Source organism: Cognatishimia sp. 1_MG-2023, from assembly GCF_030548175.1.
GTDB lineage: Bacteria > Pseudomonadota > Alphaproteobacteria > Rhodobacterales > Rhodobacteraceae > Cognatishimia.
Genome location: NZ_JAUORX010000001.1, coordinates 372,359 through 389,372 on the forward strand (window position 1 = coordinate 372,359; position 17,014 = coordinate 389,372).

16 protein-coding genes are annotated in these 17,014 nt (G+C 52.4%); 6 read left to right on the top strand and 10 right to left on the bottom strand.

What is annotated here, in order from left to right; translation table 11 throughout:
* Window positions 1–3: 3 nt before the first annotated feature.
* The 9 genes from Q4544_RS01815 to coxB form a co-directional block, all read right to left on the bottom strand.
* A complete protein-coding gene (locus Q4544_RS01815) occupies window positions 4–813 on the bottom strand; it encodes an MBL fold metallo-hydrolase (protein ID WP_303503615.1) in 810 nt (269 codons plus the stop codon).
* A 76-nt stretch (window positions 814–889) separates the two neighbouring features.
* The gene (locus Q4544_RS01820) at window positions 890–1,474 is read right to left on the bottom strand and encodes a GNAT family N-acetyltransferase (protein WP_303503618.1); all 585 of its coding nucleotides are present in this window, start codon (window positions 1,472–1,474) and stop codon (window positions 890–892) included.
* Window positions 1,474–2,736 (bottom strand): pitrilysin family protein, encoded by a 1,263-nt coding sequence (locus Q4544_RS01825; protein WP_303503619.1) that lies wholly within the window; start codon window positions 2,734–2,736, stop codon window positions 1,474–1,476. The genes Q4544_RS01820 and Q4544_RS01825 overlap by 1 nt, the downstream gene beginning before the upstream one ends.
* The gene (gene thrC, locus Q4544_RS01830; protein ID WP_303503621.1) at window positions 2,733–4,121 is read right to left on the bottom strand and encodes a threonine synthase; all 1,389 of its coding nucleotides are present in this window, start codon (window positions 4,119–4,121) and stop codon (window positions 2,733–2,735) included. Before thrC ends, Q4544_RS01825 begins: the two co-directional genes overlap by 4 nt.
* Window positions 4,118–4,804 (bottom strand): SURF1 family protein, encoded by a 687-nt coding sequence (locus Q4544_RS01835; protein ID WP_303503622.1) that lies wholly within the window; start codon window positions 4,802–4,804, stop codon window positions 4,118–4,120. Before Q4544_RS01835 ends, thrC begins: the two co-directional genes overlap by 4 nt.
* A gap of 96 nt (window positions 4,805–4,900) precedes the next feature.
* On the bottom strand, window positions 4,901–5,701 hold the full coding sequence (locus tag Q4544_RS01840) for a cytochrome c oxidase subunit 3 (RefSeq protein WP_303503624.1): 801 nt from the start codon (window positions 5,699–5,701) through the stop codon (window positions 4,901–4,903).
* Window positions 5,702–5,706: 5 nt separating this feature from the next.
* Window positions 5,707–6,309: a cytochrome c oxidase assembly protein gene (locus Q4544_RS01845; protein WP_303503626.1), complete on the bottom strand. Its 603-nt coding sequence runs from the start codon at window positions 6,307–6,309 to the stop codon at window positions 5,707–5,709.
* Window positions 6,310–6,471: 162 nt separating this feature from the next.
* The gene (cyoE, locus tag Q4544_RS01850) at window positions 6,472–7,410 is read right to left on the bottom strand and encodes a heme o synthase (protein ID WP_303503628.1); all 939 of its coding nucleotides are present in this window, start codon (window positions 7,408–7,410) and stop codon (window positions 6,472–6,474) included.
* A 79-nt stretch (window positions 7,411–7,489) separates the two neighbouring features.
* Window positions 7,490–8,401, bottom strand: coding sequence for a cytochrome c oxidase subunit II (gene coxB, locus Q4544_RS01855; protein WP_303503630.1), 912 nt, complete (start codon window positions 8,399–8,401; stop codon window positions 7,490–7,492).
* A 181-nt stretch (window positions 8,402–8,582) separates the two neighbouring features.
* Here coxB and tldD point away from each other — a divergent pair, with 181 nt between their 5' ends.
* The 5 genes from tldD (at window position 8,583) to Q4544_RS01880 (ending at window position 15,539) form a co-directional block, all read left to right on the top strand.
* The gene (gene tldD, locus Q4544_RS01860) at window positions 8,583–10,001 is read left to right on the top strand and encodes a metalloprotease TldD (protein WP_303503632.1); all 1,419 of its coding nucleotides are present in this window, start codon (window positions 8,583–8,585) and stop codon (window positions 9,999–10,001) included.
* Window positions 10,002–10,072: 71 nt separating this feature from the next.
* The gene (gene dprA / locus Q4544_RS01865) at window positions 10,073–11,215 is read left to right on the top strand and encodes a DNA-processing protein DprA (RefSeq protein ID WP_303503634.1); all 1,143 of its coding nucleotides are present in this window, start codon (window positions 10,073–10,075) and stop codon (window positions 11,213–11,215) included.
* Between the two features lie 129 nt (window positions 11,216–11,344).
* Window positions 11,345–14,056 carry a type I DNA topoisomerase gene (gene topA, locus Q4544_RS01870; RefSeq protein WP_303503636.1) on the top strand — a complete coding sequence of 904 codons (2,712 nt, stop codon included), beginning with the start codon at window positions 11,345–11,347 and terminating at the stop codon, window positions 14,054–14,056.
* A gap of 146 nt (window positions 14,057–14,202) precedes the next feature.
* Window positions 14,203–14,907 carry a CoA transferase subunit A gene (locus tag Q4544_RS01875; protein WP_303503637.1) on the top strand — a complete coding sequence of 235 codons (705 nt, stop codon included), beginning with the start codon at window positions 14,203–14,205 and terminating at the stop codon, window positions 14,905–14,907.
* 2 nt (window positions 14,908–14,909) lie between these two features.
* Window positions 14,910–15,539 (top strand): 3-oxoacid CoA-transferase subunit B, encoded by a 630-nt coding sequence (locus Q4544_RS01880; RefSeq protein WP_303503638.1) that lies wholly within the window; start codon window positions 14,910–14,912, stop codon window positions 15,537–15,539.
* 51 nt (window positions 15,540–15,590) lie between these two features.
* Here Q4544_RS01880 and Q4544_RS01885 read toward each other — a convergent pair whose 3' ends face one another.
* Window positions 15,591–16,223, bottom strand: coding sequence for a M23 family metallopeptidase (locus Q4544_RS01885; RefSeq protein ID WP_303503640.1), 633 nt, complete (start codon window positions 16,221–16,223; stop codon window positions 15,591–15,593).
* Between the two features lie 148 nt (window positions 16,224–16,371).
* Between Q4544_RS01885 and Q4544_RS01890 the strand changes: the two genes are divergently transcribed.
* Entirely contained in the window at window positions 16,372–16,908 is a 537-nt protein-coding gene (locus Q4544_RS01890) for a PAS and helix-turn-helix domain-containing protein (RefSeq protein WP_303504001.1), read from the top strand.
* Window positions 16,909–17,014 lie beyond the last annotated feature (106 nt).

Consider the following 17,014-nt stretch of genomic DNA (forward strand, 5'->3'; position numbering starts at 1 on the left):
TATCTAGGGGTCCGTCAGAAATTTTGGCTGCAACACAATGATCTTCGGACGTTTAGGCAAGCTGCGTAACGAGACAACGACATCACTGCCCTTTCCCCGATCAATGTCATAGACCTCTGACATCCCAATCAGAAATGCTCCCAAAGTTGCTTCATCAAACCAATGCATTGGGATCACGATCGACGCTTTCAAGCGCCTTAGCACTTTCATCATTGTCGGCAAATCCAACGTCCGTCCGCCGTCAACCGCCGCCATAACAACATCAAGCCGTCCAAGCGCTGCATATTGCGCAGCATCCGGTTCATGATGCAGATGACCCAAATGTCCGATGCACATGCCAGCAACTTCAAAGACAAAGATCGAATTGCCCTTTGGCTCCACTTCAAAGCCAGATCGAATATCTGTTGAAACATTCCGTACTAACATTTCACCCAGATCCAAATGATGCTCGATCCCCACGCCAAACGCGCCCCAGCCTTCAAGCACATGCGGAATGGCTGGATCAGGCACAGGTGTCCAATGACTTGAATGCGCGTGGTTCATCGTCACAATATCAGGCAGGAAATTCGCTGTTCCGATAAAGCCTGTGAAATCCGTGACTGCGTTTAAACCGCCTTCGGTTTGGATCAAAAATGCAGAGTGATCTATGTAAATGATACGAACGGAATCTTCTGGTACCGCATCACGAAACGCGGCCTTATGCACATAGGTCGCCTCGGAAATATTTTCAGCGACGGCAATACAATGACTAGCGCGACGTTCTTGCGCAGAAGCCCCTGACGCTACAAAAAGTAAGAGTATGATCCAACGCATGGCCTATCCTCCTGAAAATAGAGAATAGCATATTTCTCAACTATTGCCGACACACACCTAGAAATGCTGGAGTTACCTAGCCAGCCTGCGTTCGCCCGCGACGATCATTTCGCAATGCGGCATACAAAACATGGGTCCGCCAACGGCCATCAATCTGTAGATAGCTTTGCGCAACACCTTCGTATTTGAACCCGCTCTTCTCAAGAACGCCACGGCTTGCAACGTTCTCTGGCAGACAAGCCGCCTCGATCCGGCTTAGGTCCATGCGATGGAACGCATAATGCACCAGGGCATCAATTGCCTCGCGCATATAACCTTTGCGCGCATGGTCTTTGCCCACCCAATACCCGAGTGTTCCAGCCTGTGCAGGTCCACGCCGAATATTATCAAGCGTGATCGCTCCCATAAGCTCATTCGTTTCCCGATTGACCAGAAACAATGGTACAGCCACACCGGTGTTGATAGACCGCTGCGCCCAATAAACACGATTGGTAAAGTTCTTGCGGCTCAAATGATCTGCTGCCCAAACGGGTTCCCAAGGCGTCAGAAAATCCGCACTGCTTTCGCGCATCCAAGCCCAGCTTCTAAAATCCGAGTGTATTGGAGGCCGCAGAGTCATGCGCTCTGTCTCGATGCGTATTTTCTTCCGTGTTAGCAGCATTAGGCAGCGCGCCTCTCCTGCAATTTACCCAAATCAGGTGCCGCAGAAATTGGACCGTATAGCGCCATAGCTGCAGGCGCACTTACCGCCATATGCTCGGCAAAGGCACGTACATCTGCATCTGTCACCGCATCGATTTTCTCAACGGTTTCTTCGAGTCCAGGGACACGCCCCCATATAGATACCATCCGAGCCAGACGCTCAGCGCGGCTAGACGGGCTTTCAAGCCCCATCAACATACCTGCTTTCATCTGAACACGCGCACGTTCGATTTCTTTGGCAGACATATCTTCAGCTGCTCGCTTCAGCTCGTCGATCGTAATATCTGCAAGATCAGCAATCTGATCGCCAGATGTTCCTGCATAGATCGTGGTCATACCACTATCCGCATAGGCGCCCGCACTGGAATAAATCGTATAGCAAAGGCCACGCTTTTCGCGCACTTCTTGGAATAGACGCGAAGACATCCCCCCGCCCAATGCTACGGAATAAATCTGCGCCGTGTATATCTCAGGGCTACAGTAATTTGGGCTTTCTAGGCCCAACGCAAAATGCGCCTGTTCAAGCGTCTTTTCTTGGCGGAACTCACCACCCGAAAAGCTAGCACTGAGCTCGGTCATCTTCGGACCGGGCTTCATGTGGCCAAACATCTCTTCGGCCAGCTTCACGATCTCATCGTGATCCACACCGCCAGCGGCAGCAAGGATCATGCGCTCTGGTCCATAGTGCTGCCCGACAAACCCAGATAGATCTTCGCGACCAAAACTTTGCACCCGCTCTTCTGGGCCAAGAATTGTTCGGCCTAATGGTTGATCTTGATAGGCACGCTCTTGCAACCAATCAAAGATCACATCGTCCGGAGTGTCCAAGGCTTGGCCAATCTCTTGCAAAATCACGCCGCGTTCCACTTCGATCTCTTTCGGATCGAATACTGGGTTCATCAAGATGTCACCAATGACATCCATCGCCAAAGGCACATCTTCCTTTAGCACACGGGCGTAATACGCAGTCACTTCGCGACTGGTATAAGCGTTGATATATCCACCCACATCTTCAATCGCCTCAGCAATCTCAAGTGCGTTACGACGTTTGGTTCCCTTGAACGCCATATGTTCAAGAAAATGCGCAATGCCGTTTTGCTTGGGTGTCTCATGACGGCCACCAGCCGTCACCCAGACCCCAACAGACGCAGATTGCAGGCCCGGCATGTGCTCAGTTGCAACACGGAAGCCATTTGAAAGTGTGTGAATTCTTACGGTCAACGGGACGCGATCCGATCTTTGATTAAGGTCTCTAGCAAAGCAAGTTGGTTTGGAACTTTGCAGCTCCGTTCTTCCCGCTCCATCAGGTCCGCCATATGCGGCGGCAATTCTGGATGAACACCCATCGCTTTTTCAACGGCATCAGGGAATTTTGCGGGATGTGCGGTTGCCAATGTGATCATTGGTGTTTCAGATAGCTGCTCATTGGCGACTTTTACCGCAACGGCGGAATGCGGACAAAGCACTTCTTGCGATGCGCTAAATTCCGCTTTTATCGTCGCCATGGTCTCTTCTTCAGAGGCACGACCAGAGGTAAATGTCTCCCGTAGCGTCTCCATCGCACCTTGGCTGATGGTGAAAGAACCGTCTTTCAATTCTTCCATCAATTGCGCCACGGCATCGCCGTCGCGATCATAAGCAAAGAACAATGCACGTTCGAAGTTCGAAGACACCTGAATATCCATCGACGGGCTAATCGAAGGCTTCACGCCCTCTTTTGTATAAGCCCCGGTTTCGATGGTCCGGTGTAGAATGTCGTTTTGGTTTGTCGCGATCACCAGCTTCTCTATGGGCAAGCCCATCTGCTTCGCAATGAAACCAGCAAATATATCGCCAAAGTTGCCGGTCGGCACAGTGAAGCTGACTTCGCGATGCGGTGCACCCAAAGAAACCGCAGACGAGAAGTAATATACAACCTGCGCCAAAACACGCGCCCAGTTGATGGAATTCACGCCTGCGAGTTTCACACCATCGCGGAATTCGAAATCGTTGAACATATCTTTCAGACGCGCCTGGCAATCGTCAAAATCACCATCTAGTGCCAAGGCGTGCACATTGGCGTCATCCGGCGTGGTCATTTGTTTACGCTGAATGTCAGAGGTCCGGCCTTCTGGATACAGAATAAACACATCCACATTATCGAGCCCACGGAATGCTTCGATTGCAGCAGAGCCTGTATCGCCAGAAGTCGCGCCAACGATCGTCACACGTTCACCACGGCGGTTCAGCTCAAATTGGAACAACTGCCCAATAAGCTGCATCGCGAAGTCTTTGAACGCTAATGTCGGGCCGTGGAACAGCTCTAGCAGATAGTGGTTTGGCGCCAACTGAACCAAAGGCGCACGAGCCTCGTGACGGAACCCAGCATAGGCACGTTCAATGATGCCCTTGAATTCGTCATCGCTGAAGCTCTCACCGATAAACGGCTTCATCACCCGAAAGGCTATTTCTTCATAAGACAGACCGGCCAAGGCAGCAATTTCGTCATGCGCCATAGTTGGGATCTTTTTTGGGACATACAGTCCACCATCCCGTGCCAAACCGGTTAGCATCGCCTCCGCAAAGCTTAGTTCAGGGGCATTCCCTCGGGTAGAGATATATTTCACGTCTCTAAAACCTTTTTCTGTGTGCGCATCCGGCGCAGATAATACAGCGTCATGATCACCCAGACTAAAGCCAGGCCGTACCATGTCACCGCATATTGTAAGTGATCGTTTGGAATTCCCGTTACCGTGACTGGCAACGGAGTCACGGTAGAATTTAACTCATCTGATTTGCGTGCAACAACCAACAGCGGCTCGGTGTTCAACACCTCAGCCAACTGGGCAATATCGCGGGCAAACCAGATGTTACCGTTTACATCATTTTCAGGTGTATACGAGTCGCGCTCATCAGGCCAAAGCAAGTTCCCAACGACCTCAGCAGAAACTGCTGTACGTGCTTCGTCTTTCGCAGGTGGCTTAACCCACCCTCGATCAAGCAACACGCGGCGACCATCGTCCGTTTCAAACGCTGCAATGACGCGATAAATCGCGCCTGTTTTCTTGCTAGACGCTAAAACATGCGCCTCTTGATCCGTAATCAGACCACGCGCAACAACGGGCAAATACTGGTCGTATTCCTGGGTCGGCTGCGCTGGCAAAGCAATCGGTGCGTCCGAAATACGTGTTTCGATTTGGGAAAGCACGCCCTCTTTCCACGCCAACCTTTGCACTTGCCACGTGCCAAGCCACAGCAAAACCGCTGTGCCCACGATACCAAAGAACAAAGGAAGGATTAACCGGCGCACAAGCGAGCCCTTTAAAAACGAAAGTCGCGGCGAAAGTGATCCGCCGCGACTTGCTATAATATTAACTGATCCAAAGGTGCAACCTTTTGGAGCGCCTTATTGGCCCCAGACGTAAACGGCTGCAAATAGGAACAACCAAACAACATCAACAAAGTGCCAGTACCAAGCAGCTGCTTCGAAACCGACATGATGTGTTTTGGTAAAGTGACCGCGCTGCAAACGGATCAAGCAAACGAACAGGAAGATGGTACCGATGATCACGTGCGCGCCGTGGAAACCCGTCGCCATAAAGAAGTTTGCTGCGTAGACGCTGCCAGAGAAGCCAAAGGCTGCGTGGCTGTATTCATACGCCTGGAATACGGTGAACACTGCACCCAGAGCGATAGCGATAATCAGGCCCCATTTCATGTCTTCACGGTTGTCCTCATGTGCCAAGGCGTGGTGCGCCCAAGTCGCGGCACAGCCAGAGCACAACAAGATCAATGTGTTGATCAATGGCAGGTGCCAAGGGTCAAACGTTTCGATGCCTGCTGGCGGGAAGATACCGTCAACCATTGGGCTGTCTGGGCCCATTGGGTAAATCGCGTGTTTGAAGAAGCTCCAGAACCATGCTGCAAAGAACATGACTTCGGACATAACAAACAAAATAAAGCCGTAACGCAGGCCGATTTGAACAACCGGGGTGTGGTCGCCAACTTTGCTTTCAGCAACAACGTCAGACCACCAGCCAAACATGACGTATAGGGTGCCAACAAGGCCAATCAGGAACATCCAAGGGCCGTTGTCGTGGAACATCACGACAGCGCCAAAGAGCATGATAAAGCCTGCCACGGCGCCAAGGAATGGCCACCAGGACGGTTGCAGAATGTGATAATCGTGGTTTTTTGCGTGCGCCATGTTTCTTATCCCTCGTTGGAGGATTGGTTTGCTTCAATTTCTACGGCCTTTGACGGTTCGGTCAAGGTCGCCATTTCTTCGGGAAGATCAATTTCATAGAACGTATAGCTCAATGTGATCTCTTTGATAAATTTCGCGTCGCGGTCTTTTACCATCTCCGGGTCGACAAAGAATGTCACCGGCATGTCAACACGCTCGCCAGGCATCAACACCTGTTCGGTAAAGCAGAAGCAGTCGATCTTAGAAAAGAACTCGCCTGCTTCATAAGGGGCAACGTTGTAGCTCGCCTGCCCCGCAATTGGACGATCAGTTGGGTTATACGCTTCGTAAAAAGCCAAACCCGTTTCACCGATCTTCAATGTCATTTCCAGCTGCTGTGGTTTGAAATCCCACAGCATGCCGCGATCTTTCGATGCGTCAAATTTCACAGAAATAGTGCGATCCAGCACCACATCTGATCCGGCATCCGCCTCTTGTGTCACACCACCAAAGCCAGTGACCTTACAGAACCAGTCATAAAACGGAACGGATGCATAGGCGAGACCGCCCATCAAGACAACCACACCTGCCAGTTTGGTAACAGTTTTGGTGTTCTTATCCATGCTCATTGGCTCTGAATCCTCACGCTCTCTGGCTCAAAATCACCTCTTGTGACTTTGACAACAGTTAGCCCAAGCAGCAACACGACAAATGCGCCCAGTACAAGCGCAACGCCGAGGTTGCGGCCGAAACGGCGTTTGTGCAGTTCGTGCTCTTCACGGAAGCTCATATTACCAGCCACCCAGTCCATAAGGGGCCAAAGCAGCTTCGGCCAGAATAGCACCGAAGTGCAGGAATAAATACATCAGGGAAAAGCCAAAGAATCGCTTCTCAACCTTGTGATTGTCAGCCGCACAAGCCTCGTCAGACCGACGCCAAATCGAAATAGCACCAAGAACGAACATCGCGTTCATAACGATGGCAGTCACCAGATAGATCAACCCGCCAACAGAGGTAAACGCCATGCCGACTGCAACCGCCGCAAGGATCAGCGTATAAACGAGGATGTGATTCCGTGTCACCGCGCGCCCGTGGGTCACGTGCAACATCGGTACACCTGCGTCTTTATAATCAGACTTCATGAACAGGCACAGCGCCCAAAAATGTGGAGGTGTCCACATAAAGATCAGCGTGAACATCAACACGCTTTCAACTGAAATGCCGCCAGTAACAGCCGCCCACCCGATCATCGGAGGAAAAGCACCAGCCGCACCACCGATAACGATGTTCTGCGGGGTCCAACGTTTCAGCCACATGGTATAGATCACCACGTAGAAAAAAATCGTAAAGGCCAATAGGCCTGCAGCAACCCAATTGGTTGCCAGCCCAAGCATCACCACAGCCATGACCGACAAGGTCAGACCAATTGCAAAAGCCTCCTCACGAGTAACTTTGCCTGATGGAATAGGACGAGATTTCGTGCGGCTCATCACTTGGTCGATGTCGCTGTCATACCACATGTTCAGCGCGCCAGAGGCACCGCCACCCACTGCGATAAATAAGATCGCACAAAAGGCAATTACAGGATGAACACCACCAGGTGCCGCCAACAGACCGACCAAAGCTGTAAACACAACCAATGACATTACACGCGGCTTAAGTAGAGCGAAGTAATCCCCAAAAGAGGCCTCGTTCTCCTGCGCTTGCGAATGAATGCTGGCGTCGCTCATGATCAATCCTGTTCGAAAAGGCAGGTCATCCCTACCCGGGGTCATCAAGGGCACACCGAAAGTGCGCCCAAGATATTACTTACTCAGCAGAAGCTACATCAAATGCAGTTGGGATTGTACCATTCGCTGCAAGCTCTTCAGCTGCCGCTTTGGTCCATGCAGCAAAGGCTTCTTTGCTGACAACTTCTACAGTGATTGGCATGTAGGCGTGGTCTTTGCCGCAAAGCTCAGAGCACTGACCAAAGTAAACGCCTTCTTTTTCGGCTTCGAACCAAAGCTGCGCCAGACGACCTGGGACCGCATCTTGTTTCACGCCAAACGCTGGAATGGTCCAAGAGTGGATCACATCGTCAGCAGTGATGCCCATAACAACGACGGTATCGACTGGAACAACCACACGTGTGTCTGTCGCCAATAGGAATTCGTCTTCATTATAGCCAGCTTCCGAAAGCTTCGCTTTCATCGCGTCGTCAAGAACATAAGGTGTTACACCTTCGTCACCATCACCAATGGTGGCTGGTTGACCAAGCATATAGCTGTCAAATTCCAGTTCTTGTTCTGGGTATTCATATGTCCAGTACCACTGGTGGCCTGTGACTTTGATGTACAGTTCACCTTCTGGGATTTCTTGCTGCTTGAACAGCACTGGCAACGAAAATGCGCCAATGAAAACCAGAACCAAAATTGGGAACAATGTCCAAGCAATTTCGATTGGTGTGTTATGGGTAAAGCTTGCTGGGCTTGGGTTTGCGCGGCGATTAAAGCGCACGATACAAACCACCAGCAACAACGCTACAAATGCAACGATGGCAAAAATGATCACGTTGATCATATTGTCTAGTGATTGGATGTCGCGCGACAGTTCGGTCACGGCCGGCTGAAAGCCGAGGCCCTTGTCTACAGGTTTACCGAGGTGCTCAGCATCCTGAGCGATGGCCGGAAGGGCGGAAAAAGCTGCCCAGAGTCCCATGAGGGTCGAAAGAATTCGCATGTGTCACCCTGATCGGTTGCGTATTACGTCGTGTGTACGGAGGGAAAATCGCCCATCGGACGGAATCCCGTTGTTTTGTCGGTGCTATGAACCATATTCTGACACGCAGATAAAGGAATATGCTTGCGTCAAACAGACGCTTTTTTGATTTATCTCAAAAACTCGAAGGCAGGAGTGCGTTATGCAGCCAAAATTTAATCCATTCGAAACCTCTTTGGATGAGGGCCGCGCCCTTAACCTGTTGCGTGAAGCGACATCTGGGGCAGAGGATGGCGAGCTGTTCTTTGAACGCCGCCGCGCCGAGGGACTTCACTTCGATGATGGGCGAATCAAAACAGCAAGTTACGACGCATCCGAGGGTTTTGGCCTTCGCGCCGTGAATGGAGAGGTCGCAGGCTACGCTCATTCCTCTGAAATTTCCGAATCTGCCCTCAAGCGCGCCGTCGCAACAGCACGACTCGCCGTTGGTCAGGGTGGCGGCACCCTCGCCGCTGGACCGATTCCCACGAACCAGCGCCTTTACACAGACGAAGACCCGATCGCCGGTGCAAGTTTTCCTGTAAAAATCGACACACTTCGTGAAATTGATGCCTTTGCCCGAGACCTTGATTCTCGGGTTGTTCAGGTCAGCGCCTCTTTGGCCGCATCCTTGCAAGAAGTCGTCATCATGCGTCCAGACGGACAGATCATTTCTGACACCCGCCCAATGACTCGTGTAAATGTCTCCGTCATCGTCGAGCACAACGGCCGTCGCGAAAGTGGCAGCGCAGGTGGTGGTGGTCGGATCGGCTTGGATGGCTTAATTGATCCCGCGGACTGGCAAGCCAAAGCCCGCGAAGCTTTGCGGGTCGCCGTCGTAAACCTAGATGCCGTCCCTGCCCCTGCGGGTCAAATGGACATCGTTCTTGGCCCCGGCTGGCCAGGCATCCTGTTGCACGAAGCAGTCGGCCACGGCCTAGAAGGTGATTTCAACCGTAAAGGCAGCTCCAATTTCTCAGGTCTTGTTGGCCAACAAGTCGCATCCAAAGGTGTGACCGTTGTCGATGATGGCACAATCCCAGATCGTCGCGGATCTATTACCATCGACGACGAAGGCACCCCATCCCGCAAGAATACCCTGATCGAAGACGGAATCTTGATGGGCTATATGCAAGACCGCCAAAACGCGCGCCTGATGGGGGTAGATCCAACAGGAAACGGCCGCCGTCAAAGTTACGCACACGCCCCAATGCCACGCATGACCAACACATATATGATGGGTGGCGATAGTGATCCGGCTGATTTGGTATCCTCGCTTAAGGATGGCATTTACGCTGTTGGCTTCGGCGGCGGTCAGGTCGACATTACCAATGGCAAGTTCGTGTTCTCTTGTACTGAAGCCTATCGCGTAGAAAACGGCAAAGTCGGCGCCCCTGTCAAAGGGGCGACTCTGATTGGCGACGGTGCAACGGCGATGAAACAGATCCACGGCCTTGGTAACGACATGTCGCTTGATCCAGGCATGGGCAACTGTGGCAAGGCAGGCCAATGGGTGCCGGTTGGTGTGGGACAACCGACCGTTCTGATGGGCGGTCTGACTGTTGGTGGCGCGGCGACATAAGTCGCGCCAAAGTTTACGGGCCATTAACCACTGAGTCGTAACTGTGGCTTTGCAAGCAGGCGGAGCCACGGATGACCAACGGTCGAATTTCTTCCACTCACCCCCAACTCCCACCCACCACGGAAGAAGAGCGTTTTCTGTGGCTTCGTCTCTTGCGGTCTCGGCGCGTCGGGCCAACAACCTTTCATCGTTTGATGAAAGAACACGGATCAGCAGCAAAAGCGCTAGAGGCACTGCCGCATATCGCGCGTCAGGCTGGCGTGAAAAACTACGAAATTTGCCCGGAAGCGGTCGTTCACAAAGAACTCAATGCTGCGAAAGCCGTCGGCGCAATGCTCATTTGCTTTGGTGACGCACTTTATCCCACAGAGCTATACGATCTACACGACGCGCCTCCGTTTCTCTGGGCACAAGGTGCCACAGCATTGCTATCCCGTCCCAAAATCGCACTTGTTGGCGCGCGCAATGCTTCATCACTTGGTACACGCATTGCTCGCAGTCTTGCCGCAGAACTTGGCGAAAAGGGCCAAGTCATTGTTAGCGGCCTCGCGCGCGGCATTGATGCGGCAGCCCATGACGCCGCACTAAACACCGGCACCATCGCCATCTTTGCCGGAGGCGTGGACGCAATCTATCCCTCCGAAAACACAAACTTGGCACTCCAAGTAAAAGAAAGCGGGCTTATCCTGTCTGAACAACCCATGGGTATGCACCCAATGGCGCGTCACTTTCCCACGCGCAATCGGATCATCTCGGGCCTCGCCCCTGCGGTCGTCGTGATTGAAGCCGCGTCAAAGTCAGGCTCGCTCATCACCGCGCAAAACGCACTTGATCAGGGTCGCGATGTCCTAGCTGTCCCCGGCCATCCATTTGATTCTCGTGCAGCCGGATGCAACATGTTGATCCGCGATGGCGCCACTTTGGTCCGCAACGCCTCTGACGTGATTGAAACGCTAACCCCCATCGCGGAACCGGACCAACAAGAACTCCCGCTGACTGAAGCACCGCAACCTCCTACCCCACGCAGCTTGCGGGAAACACATGAGCTACACAAACGCATCCTTGATCACCTCAGCCCCTCCCCCGTGGCCGAAGATCAATTGATCCGTGATCTACAAGCACCTTCCAACCAAGTCGCCCCAATTTTGGTCGACATGGAACTTAATGGTCAAATCGCGCGCAGCGCCGGCGGTCTCTTATCCCGCAACGGATAAGAACGCCCAAAATTGTCACGAAATACACGTCATTCGAAATGACTTTTTCCAAATCATTGACATTCACCCCTTTCACACCACATTTTTGCCCGCCATAAGGCCGACCGTATTGAGTCGAGAGGAAATTGAATGCCAGTAGTTGTTGTAGAGTCCCCGGCGAAGGCCAAAACCATCAATAAATACTTGGGCTCTGACTACACTGTCCTAGCCTCTTACGGCCATATTCGCGACCTGCCATCCAAAGATGGCTCGGTCGACACTGACAATGATTTCGCAATGACATGGGAAGTTGATACAAAATCACGTGCCCATGTCAAAGCCATCGCTGATGCTTTGAAAGAAGACAACAACCTCATTCTCGCGACCGACCCCGATCGCGAAGGAGAAGCGATTTCTTGGCACCTCGAAGAAGCTCTGCGTAAGCGACGGATCATCAAAAAAGACACGCCAGTGTCTCGAGTGGTCTTTAACGCCATCACAAAAACCGCTGTCACCGAAGCGATGAAGAACCCACGCCAAGTCGACGAACCATTGGTAGAGGCATATCTAGCCCGCCGTGCGTTGGACTATCTCGTGGGCTTTAAACTTTCGCCGGTCTTATGGCGTAAATTGCCGGGCGCGCGTTCCGCAGGCCGTGTGCAATCTGTTTGCCTACGCCTGATCGTTGAGCGAGAGATGGAAGTCGAGGCGTTCAATCCACAAGAATATTGGTCCGTGAAAGCGCTGCTTCAGACCCCACGCGGTAAAGATTTTGAGGCGCGCCTGACCGTACTCGGCGGCCAAAAAGTTGAAAAGATGTCGCTGAAAGACAGCACCGCATCGGAACTTGCAGTTCAGGCCGTAACATCTAGAAAACTATATGTGAAATCGGTTGAGGCGAAGCCCGCCAACCGTAATCCTTCTGCCCCTTTCATGACGTCTACACTGCAGCAAGAAGCCAGCCGTAAATTCGGCATGGGCGCCCGTCAGTGTATGAGCACGGCACAGCGTCTCTACGAGGCCGGCTACATCACATATATGCGTACCGACGGTATCGACATGGCGCCAGAAGCTGTGACCGCAGCCCGCGACGCGATCAAAGAACGCTATGGCGCAGAATACGTTCCCGCCTCTCCACGCATCTATAAGAACAAAGCCAAAAACGCCCAAGAGGCGCACGAATGTATCCGCCCCACAGAAATGACGCGCGATGCATCGCAGCTAAAAATTACTGAAGAAGACCAGCGCAAGTTATATGATCTCATCTGGAAACGGACACTGGCCTGCCAGATGGAAGCCGCTCGCCTAGAACGCACCACTGTCGACATTGCATCAGAAGACGATCAGGTCGAACTGCGCGCCACCGGTCAGGTTGTTCAATTTGACGGCTTCATGCGTATTTACGAAGAAGGCCGCGATGACGTCGCCCAAGATGACGACGACAAGCGCTTGCCGCAAATCATGCAAGGCGAAGCCGCGAAATTCAGCGATAAGGGCCTCGCAGCGCAATACGCAAAAGCAACAGACAGCGAAGACCAAGTCGTTGAAATCAGCGGCATGCAACGCGCAAGTTCTGCGATCTTGTCAGAAAACGCAGGCGTTCTAGCGCTGCAACACCATACCCAACCACCGCCCCGCTACACAGAGGCGACATTGGTCAAACGCATGGAAGAGCTCGGCATTGGCCGCCCGTCTACTTATGCCTCAGTCATCACAACAATCCAAGATCGTGAATACGTTCGCAAAGACAAGAACCGCCTCTTCCCCGAAGAAAAAGGCCGGATCGTTACAATCTTCCTGATGAACTTCTTCCGCAAATATGTGGGCTACGAATTCACCGCTGACCTTGAAACCAGCCTGGATGACGTGTCAGCCGGCGATATGGATTACAAAGAAGTTCTGCGTAATTTCTGGAAAGACTTCTCTGCCGCCATCGCAGAAACCAGCGATCTGCGCGTTGCCGAGGTTCTAACAATTCTCGACACAGCCCTTGCACCACAGCTTTATCCACCACGCGAAGATGGCACAGACCCACGTGTCTGCCCAAAATGCGGCACGGGTCAATTGCACCTCAAAACGTCCCGCACTGGCGGGTTTGTCGGCTGTGGCAACTATCCAGAATGTAACTTTACCCGTGCAATCGCCGGAAACGAGGGCGAGGATAAACTGCTGGGTTCCGATGAAGGCGATGAAATCTGGTTGAAAGACGGTCGATTTGGCCCCTACGTACAGCGTGGCGAACCAACGCCTGAAAACAAAAAACCGCGCCGCACATCGCTTCCTAAGAAAGGGCGCGACTATCTACCTGGTTGGGCGCCAGACGACATCGACCTTGAAAAAGGCGTTCGTTTGCTGACATTGCCCCGCAAAGTTGGTGACCACCCAGAAGGCAACCAAGTCTCGGCCAACCTTGGCCGGTTTGGCCCTTACATCGCGCATAAATCTCCGAACGAAGAAAAGATCGTCTACGTAAGTATCAAGAACTTCGAGGACCTCTTTGACATCGGCATGAACCACGCCGTCGAATTGCTGGCCGACAAACGCGCCAACCCAGGTCGTGGACGCGGCGCTGCCGCAAAAGCACTTCGTGAATTAGGCGATCACCCGGATGGCGGCGCCATGAGCATCATGGAAGGGCGCTACGGTGCCTACGTCAAGTGGGACAAAGTCAACGCGACGATCCCAAAAGAGATAGAACACGCTGACTTGACCGTCGAAAAAGCAATCGAACTGGTCAATGAAAAGGCCGCGGCTAAGGGCGTGAAGAAAAAGAAAGCACCCGCGAAAAAAAAAGCGGCTCCTAAAAAGAAAGCCGCAGCCAAAAAGACCACGGCTAAAAAGACAGCTGCCAAAAGCGAATAATAACAAAGGCTGGGTTTGACCCGGCCTTTTCGTTGTTACCCCAACAAATGCGCGCAAACCGTAGAAATACCGGAGACGGGTGCAGTCGTTGACTCAGAGCCGTCTTGGATCAATACCTTGCGCAATCCGATTTTAGGGAGAGTTCCATGAAAAAAGTCTATGCAAATGCAACAGAGGCGCTTGATGGCCTCTTGCACGATGGCATGCTTGTCGCCGCTGGGGGCTTTGGCCTATGCGGCATTCCTGAATTGCTGCTTCAAGCAATCAAAGAGGCTGGCACACAAAACCTAACCTTTGCGTCCAACAACGCGGGCGTTGACGATTTTGGTATCGGCATCTTGCTGCAAACCAAACAGGTCAAGAAAATGATCAGCTCCTACGTGGGTGAAAACGCAGAATTTATGCGTCAGTACCTTTCCGAAGAACTGGAACTAGAATTTAATCCCCAAGGTACATTGGCCGAGCGTATGCGCGCAGGCGGTGCTGGCATCCCGGGCTTTTACACCAAAACCGGTGTAGGCACTGTGATCGCCGAGGGTAAAGAACACAAAGACTTCAACGGCGAGACCTACATTTTGGAAGAAGGCATCTTTGCCGATCTGGCCATTGTGAAGGCATGGAAGGCTGACGAAACAGGCAATCTTGTGTTCCGCAAAACCGCACGAAACTTCAACGCGCCTGCTGCAACTTGCGGCAAAATATGTGTGGTCGAAGTTGAAGAGATCGTTCCAACCGGTTCGCTTGACCCCGATTCAATCCACCTACCCGGTATCTACGTGCACCGCATTATCCAAGGCGATCACGAAAAGCGCATCGAACAGCGTACCACCCGTAAACGCGAGGAGGCATAATCATGGCTTGGGATCGTAACCAAATGGCCGCCCGCGCGGCACAAGAACTTCAAGACGGTTGGTATGTGAACCTTGGTATCGGTATTCCGACATTGGTGTCCAACTACATCCCTGAAGGCATCGAAGTCACGCTGCAATCGGAAAATGGCATGCTTGGCATGGGCCCCTTCCCGATCGAAGGCGAAGAAGACGCCGACCTGATCAACGCAGGTAAGCAAACCATCACCGAACTACCGCAGACCGCCTATTTCGATTCGGCACAATCCTTCGCAATGATCCGTGGCGGCAAAATCGCCATGGCGATCTTAGGCGCGATGGAAGTGGCCGAAAACGGCGACCTCGCAAACTGGATGATTCCCGGCAAGCTGGTCAAAGGTATGGGCGGCGCAATGGACCTGGTTGCTGGCGTCGGCCGCGTTGTTGTCGTTATGGATCACGCAAACAAACACGGTCAGTCTAAGGTTCTCAAGGAATGCACTCTGCCACTGACGGGTCAGAAAGTTGTGGATCGCATCATCACCAACTACGGCGTTCTTGACGTTGTTGAAGGTGGCTTGAAAATCGTCGAAGTCGCCGATGGCGTCACCGAAGACGAACTTCGCGCAGCAACCGAAGCAACAATCGTTAACTAATCCGATCTCATACCGCACATGAAAACCCGGCTTCCCGCCGGGTTTTTTTTGTTAGCTACAAGGCACCGGATAGGTCAGACGCAGCTCATCGTCACCTAACCCCTGCCATTCAGGTCCCCAACAGGTGATTTTCCCAGCTCCTTTCGCCCAATACAGATGTGGATCAGCCGAACTATGTCCCAACGCAGCTCCGCGATAAATCAGCTCAAAATGCAAATGCGGAAAGCCGCTCGACAGAAACCCAGTTACTCCTAGTTCACCTAGCTGCTGGCCTCGGGTTAACGTCTCCCCTGCTTCAACCAATCGCCGTTTCAAATGCACATATCGCGTTCGCGACGCCTTACCGCTAGAATCTGGCGCGTGCAAAACCTGCACCTGATTGCCGTAGGCCGGCCCCCAAAAGGAACGCTCGACCAACCCACCAGCCGCCGCCAGAACAGGTGTCCCGATTGGCGCATGCACGTCTATCCCCAAATGCGGCTCAATCCCGTTTAAGCTGCTCACAGCCAACGGCGATCTAAATTGCTGTGTGATAGACGGGGCATTTGTTGGCATTTCCAACACCACGGGCTCTGGATAAGACTTTCCATACCCAGCCGCATAACCGAATTTCTTTTCGTCAGCCAAACATCCCACCAACGCGGTGACGCAAAACAGACCGATTCCCAAACGAAAAATCATCATAAGCTTCCCCAAAACAGCCACGACACCAATGTATCGTTTTTTGGAATGTCATCAAATATTGGAACCAAGAAAATTTCCCGTTATGCCGTGAAACCCATTCCCGGCTCTTGGCACTGCCTGCTACCTATGCATTGATAGCGCCATGAACATTTCTGAAATTGCCTTCAAACATGCACCAATTGGCATCTGCATGCTCGAGAACCGAATTGTACGTACGCCAAACGAGGCTTTTGCCAAGATGTTTGGGACCACTGTTGAGGAATGCAAAGGCAAATCCATTGGCGAATTCTACGCTTCAGAAGAAGACTTCCGATCAATTGGTGCTCGCGTGCGCACTGCGATGGAAGATTTGGGCGCATATAACGACGAACGCATCATGAAGCGCGCAGATGGCACTCTCTTTTGGTGCCGCGTACGTGGGAAATCCCTAACGCCAGACAACCCATTCCATTGCGGCGTCTGGACCTTTGCGGATTTATCCGAAGAACGCCCCGTCGTATCACTCACCCAGCGTGAACGCGAAGTGGCCATCCTAACGTGTCGGGGCTTAACCTCCAAAGAGATTGGCCTAAAACTGGGTCTCAGTTATCGCACCGTCGAAGAATACCGCGCCCGCCTGCTAAAGAAATTCGGCGCTCGAAAACTTGCTGAACTGGTGGCGAAATTGTCAGGAATGCCATTGTAATCAATCATTCAACTGCCAAGACACCACATTCGCTTGCACCTAGGTGCAATTCCCCCCAAATCCCCCTTCAAGCGCCGCTTTTCCTTACGTAAAAATTGGCCTATAA

What these genes read in the sequence shown, in the direction of transcription:
- Q4544_RS01845 (WP_303503626.1), bottom strand. Translation starts at nt 6,309, where the DNA reads ATGAGCATGGATAAGAACACCAAAACTGTTACCAAACTGGCAGGTGTG.
- tldD (WP_303503632.1), top strand. Translation starts at nt 8,583, where the DNA reads ATGCAGCCAAAATTTAATCCATTCGAAACCTCTTTGGATGAGGGCCGC.
- Q4544_RS01840 (WP_303503624.1), bottom strand. Translation starts at nt 5,701, where the DNA reads ATGGCGCACGCAAAAAACCACGATTATCACATTCTGCAACCGTCCTGG.
- topA (WP_303503636.1), top strand. Translation starts at nt 11,345, where the DNA reads ATGCCAGTAGTTGTTGTAGAGTCCCCGGCGAAGGCCAAAACCATCAAT.
- Q4544_RS01820 (WP_303503618.1), bottom strand. Translation starts at nt 1,474, where the DNA reads ATGCTGCTAACACGGAAGAAAATACGCATCGAGACAGAGCGCATGACT.
- Q4544_RS01885 (WP_303503640.1), bottom strand. Translation starts at nt 16,223, where the DNA reads ATGATGATTTTTCGTTTGGGAATCGGTCTGTTTTGCGTCACCGCGTTG.
- cyoE (WP_303503628.1), bottom strand. Translation starts at nt 7,410, where the DNA reads ATGAGCGACGCCAGCATTCATTCGCAAGCGCAGGAGAACGAGGCCTCT.
- coxB (WP_303503630.1), bottom strand. Translation starts at nt 8,401, where the DNA reads ATGCGAATTCTTTCGACCCTCATGGGACTCTGGGCAGCTTTTTCCGCC.
- Q4544_RS01815 (WP_303503615.1), bottom strand. Translation starts at nt 813, where the DNA reads ATGCGTTGGATCATACTCTTACTTTTTGTAGCGTCAGGGGCTTCTGCG.
- Q4544_RS01880 (WP_303503638.1), top strand. Translation starts at nt 14,910, where the DNA reads ATGGCTTGGGATCGTAACCAAATGGCCGCCCGCGCGGCACAAGAACTT.
- Q4544_RS01875 (WP_303503637.1), top strand. Translation starts at nt 14,203, where the DNA reads ATGAAAAAAGTCTATGCAAATGCAACAGAGGCGCTTGATGGCCTCTTG.
- dprA (WP_303503634.1), top strand. Translation starts at nt 10,073, where the DNA reads ATGACCAACGGTCGAATTTCTTCCACTCACCCCCAACTCCCACCCACC.